The 18012-nt window shown below is 63.9% G+C and carries 18 protein-coding genes; 17 read left to right on the top strand and 1 reads right to left on the bottom strand.

All coding sequences use genetic code 11. The annotated features are described in order from the left end of the window. The first annotated feature begins 66 nt into the window (after positions 1-66). Positions 67-1002, top strand: a complete 936-nt coding sequence (locus KY465_RS05030) for a hydroxyacid dehydrogenase (RefSeq protein WP_219200401.1) — start codon at positions 67-69, stop codon at positions 1000-1002. Further along, complete coding sequence (locus KY465_RS05025; RefSeq protein WP_219200399.1) at positions 999-1994, top strand: Ldh family oxidoreductase; 996 nt, start codon at positions 999-1001, stop codon at positions 1992-1994. Before KY465_RS05030 ends, KY465_RS05025 begins: the two co-directional genes overlap by 4 nt. A 6-nt stretch (positions 1995-2000) precedes the next feature. Here KY465_RS05025 and KY465_RS05020 read toward each other — a convergent pair whose 3' ends face one another. After that, the gene (locus KY465_RS05020) at positions 2001-3458 is read right to left on the bottom strand and encodes an NAD-dependent succinate-semialdehyde dehydrogenase (RefSeq protein WP_219200397.1); all 1458 of its coding nucleotides are present in this window, start codon (positions 3456-3458) and stop codon (positions 2001-2003) included. A gap of 225 nt (positions 3459-3683) precedes the next feature. Here KY465_RS05020 and KY465_RS05015 point away from each other — a divergent pair, with 225 nt between their 5' ends. The 15 genes from KY465_RS05015 (at position 3684) to KY465_RS04945 (ending at position 18001) form a co-directional block, all read left to right on the top strand. Further along, positions 3684-4748: a LacI family DNA-binding transcriptional regulator gene (locus KY465_RS05015; RefSeq protein WP_219200395.1), complete on the top strand. Its 1065-nt coding sequence runs from the start codon at positions 3684-3686 to the stop codon at positions 4746-4748. Beyond that, positions 4745-5923: a mandelate racemase/muconate lactonizing enzyme family protein gene (locus KY465_RS05010; protein WP_219200394.1), complete on the top strand. Its 1179-nt coding sequence runs from the start codon at positions 4745-4747 to the stop codon at positions 5921-5923. The genes KY465_RS05015 and KY465_RS05010 overlap by 4 nt, the downstream gene beginning before the upstream one ends. Positions 5924-6044: 121 nt before the next feature. After that, entirely contained in the window at positions 6045-6836 is a 792-nt protein-coding gene (locus KY465_RS05005; protein ID WP_219200392.1) for an IclR family transcriptional regulator, read from the top strand. Beyond that, positions 6833-7336 (top strand): RidA family protein, encoded by a 504-nt coding sequence (locus KY465_RS05000; protein ID WP_219200390.1) that lies wholly within the window; start codon positions 6833-6835, stop codon positions 7334-7336. The genes KY465_RS05005 and KY465_RS05000 overlap by 4 nt, the downstream gene beginning before the upstream one ends. Further along, positions 7336-8217: an aldose epimerase family protein gene (locus KY465_RS04995; protein ID WP_219200388.1), complete on the top strand. Its 882-nt coding sequence runs from the start codon at positions 7336-7338 to the stop codon at positions 8215-8217. The genes KY465_RS05000 and KY465_RS04995 overlap by 1 nt, the downstream gene beginning before the upstream one ends. Further along, positions 8210-9127 carry an SMP-30/gluconolactonase/LRE family protein gene (locus KY465_RS04990; RefSeq protein ID WP_219200386.1) on the top strand — a complete coding sequence of 306 codons (918 nt, stop codon included), beginning with the start codon at positions 8210-8212 and terminating at the stop codon, positions 9125-9127. Before KY465_RS04995 ends, KY465_RS04990 begins: the two co-directional genes overlap by 8 nt. Continuing rightward, positions 9112-9783: an SDR family oxidoreductase gene (locus KY465_RS04985; RefSeq protein ID WP_219200384.1), complete on the top strand. Its 672-nt coding sequence runs from the start codon at positions 9112-9114 to the stop codon at positions 9781-9783. Before KY465_RS04990 ends, KY465_RS04985 begins: the two co-directional genes overlap by 16 nt. Next, on the top strand, positions 9777-10967 hold the full coding sequence (locus KY465_RS04980; protein WP_219200382.1) for an amidohydrolase/deacetylase family metallohydrolase: 1191 nt from the start codon (positions 9777-9779) through the stop codon (positions 10965-10967). The genes KY465_RS04985 and KY465_RS04980 overlap by 7 nt, the downstream gene beginning before the upstream one ends. A 151-nt stretch (positions 10968-11118) precedes the next feature. Continuing rightward, positions 11119-12180, top strand: coding sequence for an alanine racemase (locus KY465_RS04975; RefSeq protein ID WP_219200773.1), 1062 nt, complete (start codon positions 11119-11121; stop codon positions 12178-12180). Between the two features lies 1 nt (position 12181). Further along, entirely contained in the window at positions 12182-13012 is an 831-nt protein-coding gene (locus KY465_RS04970; RefSeq protein WP_219200381.1) for an HpcH/HpaI aldolase family protein, read from the top strand. A 90-nt stretch (positions 13013-13102) separates the two neighbouring features. Beyond that, on the top strand, positions 13103-14143 hold the full coding sequence (locus KY465_RS04965) for a Gfo/Idh/MocA family protein (protein ID WP_219200379.1): 1041 nt from the start codon (positions 13103-13105) through the stop codon (positions 14141-14143). Positions 14144-14192: 49 nt separating this feature from the next. Further along, positions 14193-15086, top strand: a complete 894-nt coding sequence (locus tag KY465_RS04960; RefSeq protein WP_219200377.1) for a DMT family transporter — start codon at positions 14193-14195, stop codon at positions 15084-15086. Positions 15087-15392: 306 nt separating this feature from the next. Next, entirely contained in the window at positions 15393-15821 is a 429-nt protein-coding gene (locus KY465_RS04955) for a YeeE/YedE family protein (RefSeq protein WP_219200376.1), read from the top strand. Between the two features lies 1 nt (position 15822). Beyond that, on the top strand, positions 15823-16254 hold the full coding sequence (locus KY465_RS04950; protein WP_219200375.1) for a YeeE/YedE family protein: 432 nt from the start codon (positions 15823-15825) through the stop codon (positions 16252-16254). A 28-nt stretch (positions 16255-16282) separates the two neighbouring features. After that, positions 16283-18001, top strand: coding sequence for a SulP family inorganic anion transporter (locus tag KY465_RS04945; protein ID WP_219200772.1), 1719 nt, complete (start codon positions 16283-16285; stop codon positions 17999-18001). Positions 18002-18012 lie beyond the last annotated feature (11 nt).

Below are 18012 nucleotides of genomic sequence, written 5' to 3'. Positions count from 1 at the left end.
TGCAGTTGCGCCGACGGGGCGAACCTTGTCTCGACGGCGTTTCGATTCCCTCTTTGAGGACCTGTCGTGGCCGATATCATCATCAGTGAATTCATGGACGAGGCGGCGGTCGCCCATTTGCGATCGGATTTCGAGGTTAACTATGCGCCGGATCTGGTCGACCGACCGCAGGCGCTGACCGAAGCGCTCGGCGGGGCTCGCGCATTGATCGTGCGCAACCGGACACAGGTTACCGCGTCATTGCTGGACGCGGGAACAACTCTCGAATGTGTCGGTCGGCTGGGGGTCGGTCTCGACAATATCGACCTTCCCGAGTGCAAGGCGCGGGGCGTGACGGTCTATCCGGCGACCGGCGCCAATGATCTGGCCGTTGCCGAATATGTCATAGCAACCGCCTTGATGCTGGTGCGGCGGGCCTATCTGTCAACGCATGCGGTGGCGGCCGGTGACTGGCCGCGACAGGCGTTGATCGGCGGGGAAACCTCCGGGCGGATCCTCGGACTGATCGGCTTCGGCTCGATCGCCCGGCAGGTGGCACGCCGCGCCAGCGCCCTCGGCATGCATGTGATCGCCCATGATCCGTTCGTGGCGGCTGACGATCCGGCCTGGGTCATGGCCGGATCGCGATCTCTCGATGCTCTGCTCGGGGAGGCGGACGTGATCAGCCTGCACACCCCCCTGACCTCCGGGACGCGGCATCTCATCGATGCAAACGCGCTCGCACAAATGAAGCCGGACGCCGTTCTGATCAACGCGGCGCGCGGCGGCGTGGTCGATGAGGCGGCGTTGGCCAATGCTTTGCGTGAGGGCCGGATCGGTGGGGCGGCGCTCGATGTTTTCGAAACAGAACCGCTCACAGGCGAAGCGGCAACGCGTTTCGCGGGGCTTCCGAACCTTATTCTGACACCGCATATTGCCGGGGTGACCACGGAATCCAATGTGCGCGTCAGCCAGTTGATCGCCGAAACGGTGACGCGCCACCTGAAAGGGGCGCAGCCATGACGGTGCTTAGCGTAAGCGAAGCCGAAACGTTGGCGCGGGAGACACTGATGCGTTGCGGAGCGCGGGCCGAGACCGCCGCCTCAGTGGCACGTGCACTGATCGCAGCGGAGCTTGCCGGGCAGGCGGGTCACGGCCTGCGGCGTGTGCCGTCCTATTGCGCTCAGCTGCTGTCCGGTAAGATCGATGGACAGGCGGTGGCAAGCGTTGAGGCACGGCGTCCGGGGGCGCTCGCGATCGACGCGGCGCACGGTTTCGCGTTTCCGGCGCTTGATCTGGCTGTCGAGCGGCTTCCGACTTTGGCACGAAAGCAGGGCATCGCCATGGCCGGCATTCGCCGCTCGCACCATTGCGGCGTCGCGGGGGTGGTTGTCGAGCGTCTCGCGGAAAAGGGGCTGATGGCGCTGATGTTCGCCAACTCGCCGCCGGCCATCGCGCCGTGGGGTGGAGACAAGCCATTGTTTGGGACCAACCCGATCGCTTTTGCGGCCCCTGGCGGCGAGGGCGGCCCGGCGGTGGTCGATATCTCCCTTTCCAAGGTGGCGCGCGGCAAGATCATGGCGGCACGGCAGAAGGGAACGGCTATTCCGGAGGGCTGGGCGCTCGACAAAGCCGGTTGTCCGACCACCGACCCCGAGGCGGCGCTGGGGGGAACGATGGTGCCGATGGGCGATGCCAAGGGGACGGCGCTGGCCTTGATGGTGGAGATGCTGTGCGCCGGCCTGACCGGAGCGAATTTCGCGTCGGAGGCAAGCTCGTTCCTGAATGCTGAAGGCGCGCCTCCCGGCACCGGGCAGTTGCTGATCGCGATCGACCCCGAGTCTTTCGGGGGCGATGCCCAGCGGCGCTGCGCGGCGTTCGCAGAGCTGATCGAGGCAATGCCGGGGGCGCGTTTGCCGGGCCGCCGGCGTCAGGCGCTGAAGGCTGCGATGATGCGTGACGGGATTGCCGCAGATGCCGGCCTGCTGGCCGAGATCGCAGCGCTCGGAGCCTAGGATAATCTACAGACCGGCGACGCAGACATATTTGATCTCGAGATATTCCTCGATACCGTATTTCGAGCCCTCGCGGCCGATCCCCGACTGCTTGAAGCCGCCGAACGGCGCCATCTCATTGGCAATGACGCCGGAATTGACGCCGACAATGCCACACTCCAGCGCCTCGGCGACGCGGAACATGCGCGCCAGGTCGCGGGTGTAGAAATAGCCGGCCAGGCCGAAAACATTGTCGTTGGCCATGGCCAGTGCCTCGGCCTCGTCGTCAAAGGGAATGACGGGGGCCAGCGGTGCAAATGTCTCTTCGCGCGCCAGCACCATCTGTTGCGAGACGTTCTCGAGCACGGTCGGTTCGAAAAAGGTGCCGCCGCGCGCGTGACGCTTGCCGCCGGTCAGCAGCCGCGCGCCCTTGGCGAGCGCATCGGCAAGGTGCTCTTCCATTTTCTCCACCGCCTTCTCGTCGATCAGCGGACCCTGCTCGACGCCCTCCTCGCCTGCAGTGCCGACCTTCAGCCTGGCTGCGGCCTCGGCGAGCCTGGCGGCAAAGGCGCCGGCAAGGGAGCGATGGACGTAGATGCGGTTGGCGCAGACGCAGGTCTGGCCGGAATTGCGAAACTTGGCGATCATTGCCCCGGCGACGGCGGCATCGAGATCGGCATCCTCGAACACGATGAAGGGGGCGTTGCCGCCCAGTTCGAGCGACAATCGCTTGATATCGCCGGCGCTTTCGCGGATCAGCCAGCGGCCGACCTCGGTCGAGCCGGTGAAGCTGATCTTGGCAATCTTCGGGTTGAGGCAGAACTCGGTGCCAATGGCGCTGGCCTTGCCGGTGACCACCTGGAAGACGCCTGCCGGGATGCCGGCGCGTTCGGCGAGGACGGCGAGGGCGAGGGCCGAAAGCGGGGTCTGCGAGGCCGGCTTGACGATGATCGGACAACCGGCGGCGAGTGCCGGTCCGGCCTTGCGGGTGATCATGCCGTTCGGAAAATTCCAGGGTGTGATGGCGGCGCAGACGCCGACCGGCTGCTTGATGACGAGAACCCGGCGATCGCGGGCCGGCGGCGGCACAATGTCACCGTAAATGCGCTTGGCCTCCTCGGCGAACCATTCGAGATAGGCGGCGTTGGCGATGATCTCTCCCCTGGCCTCGGCGAGCGGCTTGCCCTGTTCGGCGCTGAGGATAACGGCGAGGTCGTCAGCGTTTTCGAGGATCAGTTGATACCAGCGGTGCAAGAGCGCGGCGCGTTCCTTGACCGGGCGTGCCGCCCAGTCGTCCTTGGCAAGATGGGCTGCGTCGATGGCGCGGCGAATGGCGTCCGCCGGCAGGCTGGGGACGGTGGCTATGAGGCTGCCGTCAGCAGGATTGGTGACCGCGATGCCGTCATCCGTAGCAGTGATCCAAGAGCCATCAACCAGGCACCGATCGGTGAACAGTGTGCCATCGGTAAGTTTCAGTTCGGTCATCGCTTCATTTCCCCCATATTTTCTGGCAGGCGTGGGCGGCAATCCTCGGCGGATGTGCGCCATCGGAGTTGAGTGCTGCACAAATGTAACCGTTTACATATGGGCATCTTGCATTGGCGTCAAGGCGGCGGTAAATCCTTTAAAGCGGCTGCGAAAGCGGGGAAAATTTCGGTCTTCTCCTGCTAACCGTCAGTGAAAACGATTACGGGATGGAGCAATCTGTCGATGAGCGATGCCGAAGATGGCAGCGGAGGCGAGGACAAGGAAGTCGGGATCCGGGCGGTGGCCAAGCGCGCGGGGGTCTCGACCGCCACGGTCTCGCGGGCGCTGAACACGCCGGGTGCGGTCCGGCCGGCGCTGCGCGCGCGAATCGCGGAGGCCATTGCCGCAATCGGCTATATCCCCGACGCCTCGGCGCGTGCCCTGTCGTCGCGGCGAACGCGGACAATCGGGGCGATCGTGCCGACCGTCGACAATGCGATGTTCGCCAAGGGTCTGCAGGCGCTGCAATCCTACCTGTCAACGCAGGACTATCTCTTGCTCCTGGCAACCAATGAATACGATCTCGATGTGGAACTGAAGCAGGTGCGCAATCTGGTCAGCCGCGGTGTCGATGGATTGATTCTTCGCGGAGACGCGCGACATCCGGATGTGCGCGCACTGCTGGACAGCAAGCCGGTGCCATTCGTCAATGTCGGCGTCTACGAGCCCGACAAGCCGTATCCGAGTGTCGGGATCGATAATTTCGCGGCGGGGGAGCGCATCACCCGCCATCTCGTCGAACTCGGACATCGCGCCGTCGGTGTGCTGTCCGCCCTGCAGCGCAACAACGATCGCGCGCAGGCGCGTATCGGCGGCGTGATGCAAGTGCTCGAGACCGCCGGATGCAGGCCGCCCGAGGATTGGGTCGTGGAGGTGGCCTATCAGCTGGACGACGCGCGCCAGGCGGCGCGGACACTCCTAACGCGCGCGGACCGGCCAACGGCGTTGGTGTGCGGCAATGACGTCATCGCCTATGGCGTCATCGTCGAAGCAAAACGGCTCGGCCTTGCCGTACCGGGAGACTTGTCGGTGGTGGGGTTCGACGATCTCGAGTGGAGCCGCCACCTGCAGCCGAGCCTGACGACGATCCATATCCCGATTGACGAGATCTGGGTGCGCGCCGGCCGCTATCTGGTCGAACATCTGAGCGGAACCATTCCGGCGGTTCGGCATCGCGAGATCGGGTTTTCACTGGTGGTGCGGGAGTCGACGGCGCCGCCGCCCGAACGGTCGCGGGAGGTGTCATGACGGATCAATTCAACCATTCGGGTCTTGCCGCAGATGCGCAGGACGTGACGCTGCGGCTTGCGGCGGTCGAGGCTTACGTCTTCCGCGTGCCGATCGCCGAACCTGTTGTGACCTCATTCGGCGAGATGCGCGATCGGCCGGCGGTGTTCGTCCGTGTCACCGGGTCCGATGGTGTTGCGGGATGGGGGGAAGTGTGGTGCAATTTTCCAGCGGTGGGCGCCGAGCACCGGGCGCGGCTGATCCGGTCGGTGCTGGCGCCCTTGTTGCAGCGGCAGGAGTTTTCGGGCCCGTCAGAGGCATTCCGGTCGCTGACGCAGCAGACCCGAACGCTGGCCATCCAGAGCGGCGAGCCGGGGCCGATTGCCCAGGCGATTGCAGGGATCGACATGGCGCTTTGGGATCTCGTGGCGCGGCGCGCCGGGCTTCCGGTTTACCGGATGTTCCGGGATGAGGCGGTGGCTGCGGTGCCCGTCTATGCAAGCGGTATCAATGCGCGGCTGCCGGAGGTTCTTGCAGCGAGAAAGCGCGATGAAGGCTATCGCCGCTTCAAGCTGAAGGTCGGCTTTGGCCGCGAATGCGACCTGGAAAATCTGAAACGGATGCGGGCGACGCTCGGTGCGGACACGCCGATCATGATTGACGCCAACCAGGCGTGGACGCTCGAGACGGCAGTGGAGATGAGCGAAGCGCTTTCAGCCTATGATCCGACCTGGCTCGAGGAGCCACTGCGGGCCGATGTGCCCATGACCGCCTGGCAAGATATGACAAAGCGATCACCAGTCCCGGTGGCGCTCGGGGAAAATCTGCGCGGGTTCGAGGCTTTCGACCGCCACATCACCGAAAGTGGCATCCGGTTCGTCCAGCCGGATCTTGGCAAATGGGGCGGTTTCAGCGGTTGCGTCGAAGTGGGGCAATTGGCCCGGCAGGCAAATGTCGTTCTGTGTCCGCACTGGCTGGGCGGCGGTATCGGTCTCATCGCCTCGCAGCATTTGCTGGCGGCGGTGGGCGGCGGCGGCGTGCTTGAGGTGGACGCCAATCCCAACCCGCTGCGCAACGAACTGGTCAAGGGTTTCCCCGCGCTCGATCAGCAGGGTGACATGACACTTTGCGCGGAAGCTGGATTGGGCGTCGAGCCGGATCTGCAGGCCTTGACGCCTTACGCGGTCGCCTTTTGAAGATTGAATGTCTCATGTTATGAAACTCAATTTTGAAGATTGAAACTTCTTCTGCTTTTGGCTAGGCTTCAGGGTGATGGCGGGATGAGCTTCTGCCGTAATCTTCGCAAGCGAGACAATCATGCCAACGAGCCCTGCCGTGCAAGATGCTTCCGCCTCGAAAGTGCAGGTGATTGATCGCGCCACCGAAGTGCTGACGGTGCTTTCGCATCATCCCGACGGCCTGACGCTGACCGAGCTGACCGAGAAGACCGGACTGCACAAGGCAACGGCGCTGCGGTTTCTCAAGTCGCTTGAACAAAACGGGCTGACGGAAAAGGTGGGCGCCGGCAAACATTGGGGCCTCGGCCCGGCACTTTTCGACATGGCCTCGCGTGCCGGTCGGCGTGCGGATCTGCGCGAAGTCGCTCGTCCGATCATGCAGGACATCAGCGATCGGCTCGGACACACCGTGCAACTGGCGATCCTTGGCGGCCAGGAGATCGTCTATGTGGAAAAGGTTGAACCCCCCGATCTGCCCCTGAAAATCAATACGCAGGTCGGTTCGCGGCGCCCGGTGCACTGCACGGCGCTCGGCAAGGCGATCTGCGCCGAACTCGACTGGACTGTTGTGGCGGCAATCCTGTCGGCGCAGGGAATGCCGGTACACACGGCACAGACGATCACGCAACCCGAAGCATTCCGCCGCGAACTGGAGAACGTCCGCCAGGCCGGTCACGCCATCGACGATCGCGAATACAACGCTCTGGTGTTCTGCGTGGCTGCGGCGGTGCGAGATGCGCGGTCGGTGATCGCCGGGCTGAGCATTTCCGTTCCCGGGTTGTCGGGTGAAGTGGCGGATCAGGACGCAATCGTCGCGGCGGTCAAGGCGGGGGCACGACAGATCTCGGAAAGACTTGGGGGTCATCGATGACCGGTGAGACGCAACACTCAGATGCCAATGCGGGTGCGCCGGGGAGCGCCGAACGGCTGGAAGCCCTCGGTTTGGTCTTGCCCGAATTGCGGGCGCCGGAAAACGCCTATGTCGACTGGGTGCTCGACGGCACGTCGCTCTACCTGTCGGGCAAGGGGCCGCGGCGGCCGGATGGCAGCCGTCGCACAGGCAAGCTTGGCGGCGATATCAGCCTGGAGGAGGGGCGCGAGGACGCACGCCTCGCCGGGATCAATTTGCTGGCCGCGATGCGTGATGCGCTGGGCTCGCTCGAACGGGTCGAGCGGGTGGTCAAGATCCTTGGCCTGGTCAACGCGACGCCGGACTTCACCAATCACCCGCAGGTCATCGATGGCTGCTCCGATCTGATGCTGGCACTGTTTGACGACAGGGGCCGGCACGCGCGGTCGGCCTTCGGGGTTGGCAGTTTGCCGAACGGCATGACCGTCGAGATCGAAATGATCGTCCGGATTCTTCCCTGATGGACCGGATGGTGATCGGCTCCGGTCGGGCAAGAGCGGAAATCGATCCGTGCGGAGCAGAGCTGAAGTCCTGGTCGGTCGGCGGGCGCGAACTGATCTGGCCGGGCGATACAGAGTCCTGGCCGCGCAGCGCGCCCATTCTCTTTCCGGTCGTCGGACGATGCGCCGGCGGCGAGATTCGCGTCGATGGGCGAAGCTATCCGATGCCGGTGCACGGCTTTGCGCCGACGAGCCGATTTACGGGCGAGCGCATCGGCGGCGGGGCCGCTGCCTTTACCCTGACCGACACAGCGGAATCCCGGCGACACTATCCTTTTGCCTTTCGCCTGCAGGTGGGGTTTGCCCTCTCCGGGCCGACGCTTGCCGTGCGGCTGACGGTGAAAAACCGCGGCGAGACGCCCATGCCGTATGCTGCCGGGCTGCATCCAGGGTTTCTCTGGCAGGACCGGATCAATGGCGGGGACGAACAGGCGACGGTCGAATTCTCAGAGACCGAATCGGCGGAGGTGCCAGAGATCACGGCAGAGGGTTATTTTGCCAGCGACCGTCGCAGCCTGTCGATGCACGGGCGGCGAATGGCGCTGAGTGCGGCCAATCTCGGCGGCGAGGCGGTCTGTTTTCTCGATGCGCGCAGCGCGGAGCTGACCTTCCGGCAGGGCGACGGGTCGGCGCTGCGGGTACGCAATGAAGGGTTTTCCCATGTCGCATTGTGGACCAGCGGAAAGGCGCCGTTCCTGTCGATCGAAAGCTGGACCGGACATGGCGACACGCCGGGCTATGGCGGTGAATTCGCGGCGCGCCCGTCGATGATCAGTCTGCCGCCGGGTGAACAGATCCGTCATGGCGCGACCTATCATTTCGAGGAGGCCGCATGTGCCTGAAGTTCACGTCCTGACCGATACGCCCGATATTCTCGGGGAGGGGCCGCAGTGGAACGCGGAAGACGGCCGTCTGTATTGGGTCGATGCCTTTGCTCCGGCAATCCGGCGCATCGACCCGGAGACGCGCATCGTCGAAAGCTTCGCGATGCCCTGCGACATCGGCTCTTTCGTCTTTGCCCGCGGCGGTGGACTGGTGGCGGGGATGCGCAGCGGGTTCAATCATGTCGAACTTGCCGGTCAGACCGTGACACCGATCGTCAATCCGCTGGGAGACGATCCGCGACTTCTGCTCAATGACGGCAAGTGCGACCGGGCCGGCCGCTACTGGTGCGCCAGCGCTCATTCCGATTTTCTCGGACGCTCTTCGGTCCTGTACCGGCTCGACGGCGACTTCAGCGTGCGGCAAATGGATGACGGGTTCATCATCGGCAACGGCATCGCGTTTTCACCGGACGATAGCCGCATGTATTTTGCCGACAGTCGCGATGAAAAGGTCTGGGTCTATGATTTCGAGCTCGCCAGCGGCGCAATCAGCAATCGGAGGCTCTTCTTCTCGACCGCCGAAATCGAAGGTCGGGTCGATGGTGCCACCTGTGACCGCGACGGCAACTACTGGTGCGCGCTGGTGCACGGCGCGGCGGTGGCCTGTCTCTCGCCGAAAGGCGAAATGATCGCCCACATCAGCGTGCCGGCAAAGCACCCGACGATGGTGACGTTCGGCGGCGCGGACATGCGATCGCTGTATGTCACCACCGCGACGGCCATGCTGACCGAGAACGAACGCAGCGAATGGCCCGAGGCGGGCAAGCTGCTGCGCATCGACGGCACCGGGGCGCAGGGCATCGTCGAACCGCGCTTTGACCACAACTTCACGGAGAAAAAGGGGGCAGCCCGATGCCAACCGTTCTGATCACCGGATGCGACCACGGCATCGGCCGGGAATTTGCCTGCCAGTATGCGCAGGAAGGATGGGAGGTGATCGCCACCTACCGCGATCCCGAAAATCGCATTGACGCGCTCTCCGGCTCGGTTCACGCATCCCTCGACGTGACCGATGAGGCGCAGTTCACCGCCCTGAAGGCAGAGATCGGGGAGCGGCCGATCGACCTGATCATTTCCAATGCCGGTATCGGTCTCGACACCGGGCGATTGGGGAGTCTCGATTTTTCCTATGTGCGGCAGATGTACGAGGTCAACACGATCGGGCCGCTGCGGCTGATCGAATGTTTTGCGGACAATCTGAAGGCGGGCGAAATGCGTCGCTTCATCGCCATCACCAGCCGCATGGGCTCGATCTCGCTCAACCTGTCGGGCGGACATTATGGGTATCGCGCCAGCAAGGCGGGGCTGAATGCGATGGTGCGTAGCCTGGCAATCGACCTGTTTTCGCACGGCATCACGGTGACGGCGCTGCATCCCGGCTGGGTCGATACGGCGGGTGGCGGCGGCAATGCGGCGGTGCCCGTGGCTGAGAGCGTGCAAGAAATGCGCATGGTGATCAGCCGGCTTGGAAATCACGACACCGGCCAGCTCTATGACTACAAGGGGGTGCCGCTGCCATGGTAGAGGAGCGCAGGGCTGGAGCGCGCGAACCGTATGACCTGGTCATCGCCGGCGGGCGGGTGATCGACCCGCGCAACGGACAGGATGGCATTGCCGATCTTGCCATAGAAGACGGGCGCATCGCGGCCATCGGCCGGGACCTGAGTGGCGCGGCACGGCAGCGCGTCGATGCGGCCGGTCTGCTGGTCGTCCCCGGCCTCATCGATCTGCACACGCATATCTATCACAAGGCGACGGCCTATGGCGTTGATCCGGATCCGGTGGCGCGCCGTTCCGGGGTGGTGACGATGGTCGACGCCGGCAGCGCCGGCTACGGCAACTTCGCAGGCTTGCGGGATTTCGTCTTTGCCCGTTCGCAGTTCCGCGCGCTGGCCTATGTCAACATATCCTATCCGGGCATCTTCGCCTTCGACCGCGATTATTCCTTTGGCGAAGCCTCGGTGGAGGATCTTTTGTCGGTGGACCACTGCGTCGCAGCCATCGAGAACAATCGCGACGTGGCAGTCGGGGTGAAGGTCAGGCTCGGTCCCGGCACGTCGGGCGAGATCGGGCTTCTGGCGCTCGACCGGGCGCTGCAGGCGGCGGAGCGCACCGGCCTGCCGATCATGACGCATATCGGCAAGCCGCCGCCGAGCTATGGCGAGATTGTCGCGCGGTTGCGTCCGGGTGATGTTCTCACCCACTGCTTCCGCCCGGCGCCGAATGCACCGGTCGATGCGGCGGGGGCAGTGTTGCCGGCGCTGCGCGCGGCGCGGCAGCGCGGTGTGTTGTTCGACATCGGCCACGGAATGGGCGCTTTCGGGTTCAAGAGCGCCGAGCATGCGGTGGCTGACGGCTTTCCGCCGGACATCATCTCGAGCGACGTTCATGCGCTGTGCATCGACGGGCCGGCCTATGATCTGCTGCACACGATGAGCAAGCTGGTGGCGTGCGGCCTCGATCTTAAAGCCGTGATCGCGATGGTCACCGATCGGCCGGCGCGGGCGCTGCAACGTGATGACCGCGGGCATCTCACGGTCGGGGTGCCGGCGGACATCACGCTGCTGGCGGAAGCCAATCGGTCATTCGTCTTCAGCGATGTGCGCGGCGAGCAGCGGGAAGGGCGTTTCCTGTTTGAAAGCCGGGGCAGCTTTGTCGGCGGCGTCTTTCGCGACGCCGATCCAAGGCCCTTCGAAGAACACGCTTAAAGTATCATATTGTGAAACTAAGTATTGTAATGCAATATTTTTCTTGTTTCGCTGACGTCGGTTCTCTAGGCTGCAGCGAGCCCATCGGCAGGAGGTGCGGATGACGGAAGAATGGACTGGCTGGAGTGTGACGGCGGTGACGGGCCAGGAAATGCAACTCGACACGCCGATGCCGATCATCGACATGGACGTCGTCGAGGCCAATCTGAGGCGCGCGCAGCAAATCTGCGAGTCTGCCGGCGTCGCCTGCTGGCCGCACATCAAGACGCATAAATCGACGGAGCTGGCGGGACGGCAGATCGCTCTGGGCGCTGCCGGCCTGACCTGCCAGAAGCTCGGCGAGGCCGAGGTAATGGCGGATGCCGGGCTCGGGCCGTTGCTGATCAGCACCAATGTTCTCGGCGTGGCCAAGCATCGGCGCCTGGCTGCCCTGCACCAACGAGTGAACCTGACCGTGAGCTGCGACAACGCGACAGTCGCCCGCGATCTCGACACCGCTATCCGGTCAAGCGAAGACGCTTCGAAGCCGCTTCCGGTTCTGGTCGAGTGCGATACGGGGCGGCATCGGTGCGGAGTCACCTCGCCGCCAGCCGTGGCTGATCTGGCACAGCTGATCCATTCCCTGCCGGGCCTGTCCTTTGCCGGTTTGCTGATCTATCCGCCGAACGGCAGCGAGGCGGTGGCAGCGACCCGAGAATTTGTCGCGGAGGTGCGTCGTCTCTGTGCGGAAAGGGATCTCGAAGTCGGGATCATCTCCAGCGGCGGTACACCGAACCTCGCCCTGGCGGGGCAGTCCGGCGAAACGGCGTACCGGTCAGGCACTTCGATCTTCAACGACCGCCAGATGATCGCGCTCGGCGCGGCGCGGCCTGAAGATTGTGCGCTCTTCGTCTATGCGTCCGTGGTCTCGCACCCGGAACCGGGGCGTATAATGCTCGATGCCGGTTCGAAGACGTTGACCAGCGACCTTGCGGGATTCACCGACCATGGACTTCTGCCCGACTACCCGCAGGCTCGGCTGGTGCGCTTTGCCGAGGAGCACGGCTTTGTCGACGTGTCAGACTGTGACGAGGTGCCGGCAATCGGCGAGATCGTTCGCATTCTGCCCAATCACGTCTGTCCGGTGGTCAATCTGTTCGATGAAATCACCACGGTTCGCGGGGGCCGGATCGTTGGAAAGCTGACGATCGATGCGCGCGGGAGGAACAACTGAGATGAATGAAACGAAATGCGATCAGGGCGTCTTCACGCCGCGGCTGAGCAATCCCTTCCGCGCGGCGCTGGACGGGGGCCGGCCGCTGTGCGGCATCTGGTCGATGCTCAATGCCTTCAACGCCACCGAAGGCCTTGGCTGGGCCGGGTATGACTGGATCCTGATCGATGGCGAACATGCGCCGGTCAGCCTCGAGGACGCGCTGACGCACCTGCGCATCCTGGCGGGGACGCCGACCTTGCCGATCGTCCGGCTGCCATGGAACGATCCGGTGGCAATCAAGCAGTTTCTCGACATCGGTGCCCAGACCATCATGCTGCCCTATGTGCAGACGGCGGAGGAGGCGCGCCGGGCGGTCGCCGCCATGCACTACCCGCCGCACGGACAGCGCGGTGTCGCAGCGATGCATCGCGCCGGTCGTTATGGTGCCGCACCGGGCTATCTGGGCGCAGCATCCGAGACCCTTTACCTGATCGTGCAGGCCGAGACCCGCGCCACACTGGAAGAGATCGATGAAATCGCCGCGGTCGATGGCGTCGATGCGGTGTTCTTCGGGCCCGGCGACCTGGCGGCCAGCATGGGGAAGCTGGGCCAGGCGGGCGATGCGGCGGTGACGGAAGCAATCGATCTGGCTGCGGAAAAAGTGCGCGCGGCTGGCAAGGCGGCGGGCGTACTGGCGGCCAATGCGGCGCTGGCCGAGCGCCATTTGCGCAACGGCTATCATTTTGTCTCGGTCGCCAACGAGGCGGCGCTGCTGTTTTCGGCGGCGCGAGCCGCGGCGCAAATGCACCGTGCCATTGCCTCCGAGACCGTTATTCGTGGCGGCGGCTGACCGGCGCGGCGGCGTCTGACCGGCATTGCGTCACCTAATCGGACCGGCAGGTTCATTCATTCCTCATCGTCCTTACGGAAAGGCTCACCGATGACACAAGCACAGACACGCGGACACACGCGCATCGCACTGGCCGGGTTCGGCGCCTGGGGGCAGATGCATGCCAAGGCCATTTCGGCCATCGAGGGGGCGGAGATCACCTCGGTCTACTGCCACTCCGAGCGCTCGGCCGAGGCTGCCGCCGCGCAGCTGCCTGAAGCGCAACGCTTTGATGACTTTGATGCGATGCTCGCTGCCGGTGGGTTTGACGCCGTGAATGTGACGGTGCCGAACAATGTGCACGCCTCGTTTGCGGTGCGAGCGCTTGAAGCCGGCGCCGACGTGTTTCTTGAAAAGCCGGTCGGCATCACGCTGGCGGAATGCGATGCGGTGATTGAGGCGGCCCGGAAGGCCGATCGGAGGGTGGCAATCAACCACGAATTGCGCGTCTCGCATCAGTGGCGCGGGGTGCGCGAGATCATCGCCGCGGGAGACATCGGTGCGGTGCGCTATCAGCATTTTTCGCTGTTTCGGCACAAGTTCCGCCAGGGGTCGGGCGGATGGCGCTACGATCCGGCACGGGTCGGCTCGTGGGTGCTCGAGGAACTGGTGCACTTCTTCGACCTGGTGATGTGGTATGCCGCCGAACATGGCGCGCCGCACCGGGTCACAGCCCACGGCAGTGGCGGCAACGATGATCTGGTCGAAAATTTCGCGACCGTGCTCGAATGGGAGAACGGCGCCACGGCGGTGCTCAGCCAGTGTCTGTCCGGCTTCGAGCATCACACGCTGCTGGAAATCGGTGGCACCAATGGCGGCGTGCGCACCTGGTGGTCGGGGGCGGCGGACCGGACCTTGCATCCGGAGTTCGAACTGAAGGTGCAGCGGGGCAGTGCGCCGGTCGAGACTGTGAGCATTCCGCAGTCGGGCGAGGTGTTCGAACTGGAAGAGAACCTGCGCCTGGCCTATGCCGGTTTCCGGGAAAAGCGTTCGATTCTCACGCCGCAGGAAGCACGGATCGCCGTCGCGGTCTGCCTGGCGGCGGAGCAATCCTACCGCGAAGGCAAGCCGGTGACACTCGATCAGAGCTGATGGCGCGTGGTGACAAGCGGCAGGCGCCGGAGCCGTGGGTAAGACAGGCATGAGAACCGGCATCCTGGCGCAGTTCCTGTCGCTGTTCGTCTGGCAAGTGGGACTGATCCTGCAAAAGCTTCTTGTCGTTCAGTCAAGTGTTGCAACGATCCTTGTGTTGCAACTGGGGCTGGCGGCTATGGTGCTCTGGGCGGCCCAGCTCATCCTGCGCCGGCATCCGCCAGTTTCGACGCGCAGCCTCGCCAATCTCGGGTGGGGACTGATGGCGCCGGGGCTGGTGTTCGTGCTCGGCATTGCCGGGGCAGCACGCACCGATGGGGTCAGCATCGCACTGATCTGGGGCCTGTTTCCGCTGATCGGTCCGCTGGTGGCGCGACTGGTGATCGGCGAACCGGCCCATTGGAGCGTGTATGGTGGCGGCCTGCTGGCTTTCATCGGCGTGGCCCTGCTGACTGCCGGGAGGGCGGAGAGCGGCAGCAGCGATATGGCCGGCAATGGGCTCATTCTCGCAGCGGTTCTTTGCGCCGCCTTCAATGCGACCATCGGCCGTGTCATGAACCGCAACGCAACCCGCTGGTTCGACGTCGCCACTCTGCAGGTTACCGGCGCCGCGCTCGGCGCCGGGGTGGTGATGGTTTTCGCAGGCTGGCATCCTCCCTCGCTCTCTGTGCCAAGCAACGGACTGGCGCTCGCCTTTCTGGTTCTTTTCATGACAGTGGCGAATTTTCTCGCCTTCAATTTTGCCCTGGCGCGTTTGCCGGTGGCGCTGATTGCGCTCAATGCCTCCTTTGCGCCGGTGTTCGGCCTGCTGGCGGCCTGGATCCTGCTTGGATCGACGTTGCGTCCTGCCGACAGTGCCTATGTCCTGTTTATCCTGTGCGGCGTCGCGATGCCGCACATGTTGCGCTACCTGAAGGATAAGGGTTCAGTCCGGCGAAGCTGAGCCTGGCGGGCAGCCGGGCGATGCAGGATGTTTTTTTCGGCACGCCCGAGAAAACCGCGCCGGACCGGCGGCGGCCGCTGCCTTGGGCGGGTTACGCCAATCAGCTCCTGATTGAAAAAGAAAATATAGTAATTATACTATATGAAACGGCGCGGTTGTAGCCCGCGAAGTTGTTTCTTCCGCCTCGGGCCGGGGCTCGGACCAGCGCTCGGGCCAGTGCTCAGAACTGGCGTCACGGCAGGCCGGGCGGCGTGACAGTCCGCCACGGCCGTTGGTGCCGTGGTCAACATCTGCAAGGACATCGAGATGACAGAATTTACGCCAATCGCATCGACAGTGGGCGGTCTGATGATCGGCCTTTCGGCGGTCCTTCTGCTGTTATGGGAAGGCCGGATTGCAGGCATTTCCGGTATAACCAGCCGCCTCTTGCCGCCCTACCGCGACGGCGCCCTGCCGAGCCGACTGGGCTTTATCATCGGGCTCGTCGGCGCTCCGATCGTGCTCGGCGCCCTGTCGGGCTTCGAGATCGACCTCGAAGTCTCGGCGAATGTGCCCTTGATGGTCGGCGCCGGCCTGCTTGTCGGGTTCGGTTCAGTCTGGGGGAATGGCTGCACCTCCGGGCATGGCGTGTGCGGGATTTCGCGCCTGTCGCGCCGCTCGATCTTCGCAACCGCCGTATTTATGGGCACTGCGTTTCTCACCGTCTTCGTCGTGCGCCACGGAATGGGAGCCTGATATGTCGTTTCTCGTCAATCTCGGCCTTGGATTGCTGTTCGGGTTCGGCCTGCTGATTTCGGGCATGGCCAATCCGGCGAAGGTGCTCAATTTCCTCGACCTGTTCGGAACCTGGGATCCCTCGCTGGCTTTTGTCATGGGTGGCGCCGTGCTGGTCGGCGCCATCGGCTACCGGTATGTGCTGCGCCGCGACGAACCGATCCGCGGCCAGAGTTTCCACCTGCCGACCCGCCGCGATATCGACGCACGGGTGCTGATTGGTCCGGCGATCTTCGGTGTCGGATGGGGGCTCGGCGGTTTTTGCCCAGGCCCGGCACTGACGGCGCTGAGCTTCGGGGCCATTGGAACGCTGACTTTCGTTCCGGCGATGATTGCCGGCATGGCCGTAGCCCGGCTGGTGGCCGAACGAAACAACACGGCACGCGCGGCCTAGCCTTGAAAATGGCGTGAGAGGGAGCCTGATGCGGCAGATGGAGCGCTACTTCCCGATTCTCGAATGGGGCCGCACCTATGGTCGCACACCCTTCACAAACGACCTGATCGCTGCGGTGATTGTGACGATCATGCTGATCCCGCAGTCGCTCGCCTATGCGATGCTCGCCGGATTGCCGGCGGAAGTCGGTCTCTACGCGTCGATGCTGCCGCTTATTGCCTATGCCCTGTTCGGGACCAGCCGCACCCTTGCGGTCGGGCCGGTGGCCGTGGTCTCGCTGATGACTGCGACGGCGGTCGGAAAGATTGCCGCCGAAGGTTCGTCCGATTATCTGGCCGCTGCGGTGCTTCTGGCATTTCTGTCCGGCGTCATGCTGGTGGTGATGGGTCTCCTGCGACTGGGGTTTATCGCCAATCTGCTGAGCCATCCGGTCATTTCCGGCTTTATCACCGCGACCGGCCTGCTGATTGCGGCCGGTCAGCTCAAGCATATGCTCGGGATCGACATTAGCGGCCATACCCTGCCGGAAATAATAGCCGGACTGGTGGAGAATGCAGGCGCGTTCAGTGCGACGACGCTGATCATCGGGATTGCGGTTCTCTCGTTTCTGTACTTTGCGCGATTGCGTCTGAAAGGCCTTTTACGTGCGCTGGGAGCGGGGCCCCGGCTTGCCGATATCGTGACCAAGGCCGGTCCGGTTCTGGCGATCGCCGTCACCATCGTGATTGCCTATCTCCTCGACCTGGGCAACAGCGGTGTGGCGCTTGTCGGTGAGATTCCGCGCGGGCTTCCGGCGCCATCGCTTCCGGCCTTCAACACGGATCTGCTGATCGAACTGGCGGGGCCGGCCTTTCTGATCAGCCTCATCGGTTTTGTCGAATCTGTCTCGGTGGCGCAGACTTTGGCGGCACGTCGGCGGCAGCGCATCGTTCCCAACCAGGAACTCATCGGACTTGGCGCGGCCAACATCGCCTCATCCGTCACCTCCGGTTATCCGGTGACCGGCGGCTTCGCGCGGTCGGTTGTCAATTTCGACGCAGGGGCTCAGACCCCGGCAGCGGGGGCTTTCACGGCGATCGGCATTGCCGTGGCGACGCTGTTCCTGACGCCGGTCCTGTTTTATCTGCCACAGGCGACGCTGGCGGCCACAATCATCGTCGCCGTGCTGTCGCTGGTCGATGTCGCGGCTGTGCAGCGTGTCTGGCGCTACTCGAAAACGGATTTCTCGGCAATGGCCGCGACCATTCTCGGCACCTTGTTTCTCGGTGTTGAGGCAGGGGTCATGCTGGGCGTCGGGCTGTCGGTGCTGTTGCATCTCTACCGGACTTCACGACCGCATATGGCGGTGGTCGGGCAGGTGCCGGGGACGGAACATTTTCGCAATGTCGAGCGCCATGCGGTCGTCACGTCACCGGAGGTGTTGTCGCTGCGGGTGGATGAGAGCCTGTATTTTGCCAATACGCGGTATCTCGAGGACCAGGTTTCGGAGCTTGTCGCCGAGCGTCCGCAATTGCAGCACGTGATCTTGATGTGCTCGGCTGTCAACGAGATTGATGCTTCGGCGCTCGAGAGTCTCGAGGCGATCAACCATCGCCTTTGCGACGCGAAGATCACGCTGCATCTGTCGGAAGTGAAGGGGCCGGTTATGGACCGCCTCAAGCGATCGGATTTCCTCGAAGACCTGACCGGCGAAGTGTTTCTCAGCCAGTATGAGGCGGTGGAGAAGATCGCGCCAAACGGGAAATGATCCGTATTGGT

The organism is Neohoeflea coraliihabitans (assembly GCF_019334345.1).
Lineage (GTDB): Bacteria > Pseudomonadota > Alphaproteobacteria > Rhizobiales > Rhizobiaceae > Pseudohoeflea > Pseudohoeflea coraliihabitans.
Note: the sequence above shows the minus strand (reverse complement) of the source record. Positions and strands in the feature narration are given on the sequence as shown.

What these genes read in the sequence shown, in the direction of transcription:
- KY465_RS05025 (WP_219200399.1), top strand. Translation starts at nt 999, where the DNA reads ATGACGGTGCTTAGCGTAAGCGAAGCCGAAACGTTGGCGCGGGAGACA.
- KY465_RS04960 (WP_219200377.1), top strand. Translation starts at nt 14,193, where the DNA reads ATGAGAACCGGCATCCTGGCGCAGTTCCTGTCGCTGTTCGTCTGGCAA.
- KY465_RS04995 (WP_219200388.1), top strand. Translation starts at nt 7,336, where the DNA reads ATGGACCGGATGGTGATCGGCTCCGGTCGGGCAAGAGCGGAAATCGAT.
- KY465_RS04950 (WP_219200375.1), top strand. Translation starts at nt 15,823, where the DNA reads ATGTCGTTTCTCGTCAATCTCGGCCTTGGATTGCTGTTCGGGTTCGGC.
- KY465_RS04945 (WP_219200772.1), top strand. Translation starts at nt 16,283, where the DNA reads ATGCGGCAGATGGAGCGCTACTTCCCGATTCTCGAATGGGGCCGCACC.
- KY465_RS05010 (WP_219200394.1), top strand. Translation starts at nt 4,745, where the DNA reads ATGACGGATCAATTCAACCATTCGGGTCTTGCCGCAGATGCGCAGGAC.
- KY465_RS04985 (WP_219200384.1), top strand. Translation starts at nt 9,112, where the DNA reads ATGCCAACCGTTCTGATCACCGGATGCGACCACGGCATCGGCCGGGAA.
- KY465_RS05015 (WP_219200395.1), top strand. Translation starts at nt 3,684, where the DNA reads ATGAGCGATGCCGAAGATGGCAGCGGAGGCGAGGACAAGGAAGTCGGG.
- KY465_RS05000 (WP_219200390.1), top strand. Translation starts at nt 6,833, where the DNA reads ATGACCGGTGAGACGCAACACTCAGATGCCAATGCGGGTGCGCCGGGG.
- KY465_RS04955 (WP_219200376.1), top strand. Translation starts at nt 15,393, where the DNA reads ATGACAGAATTTACGCCAATCGCATCGACAGTGGGCGGTCTGATGATC.
- KY465_RS05005 (WP_219200392.1), top strand. Translation starts at nt 6,045, where the DNA reads ATGCCAACGAGCCCTGCCGTGCAAGATGCTTCCGCCTCGAAAGTGCAG.
- KY465_RS04965 (WP_219200379.1), top strand. Translation starts at nt 13,103, where the DNA reads ATGACACAAGCACAGACACGCGGACACACGCGCATCGCACTGGCCGGG.
- KY465_RS04980 (WP_219200382.1), top strand. Translation starts at nt 9,777, where the DNA reads ATGGTAGAGGAGCGCAGGGCTGGAGCGCGCGAACCGTATGACCTGGTC.
- KY465_RS04970 (WP_219200381.1), top strand. Translation starts at nt 12,182, where the DNA reads ATGAATGAAACGAAATGCGATCAGGGCGTCTTCACGCCGCGGCTGAGC.
- KY465_RS05020 (WP_219200397.1), bottom strand. Translation starts at nt 3,458, where the DNA reads ATGACCGAACTGAAACTTACCGATGGCACACTGTTCACCGATCGGTGC.
- KY465_RS04975 (WP_219200773.1), top strand. Translation starts at nt 11,119, where the DNA reads ATGCAACTCGACACGCCGATGCCGATCATCGACATGGACGTCGTCGAG.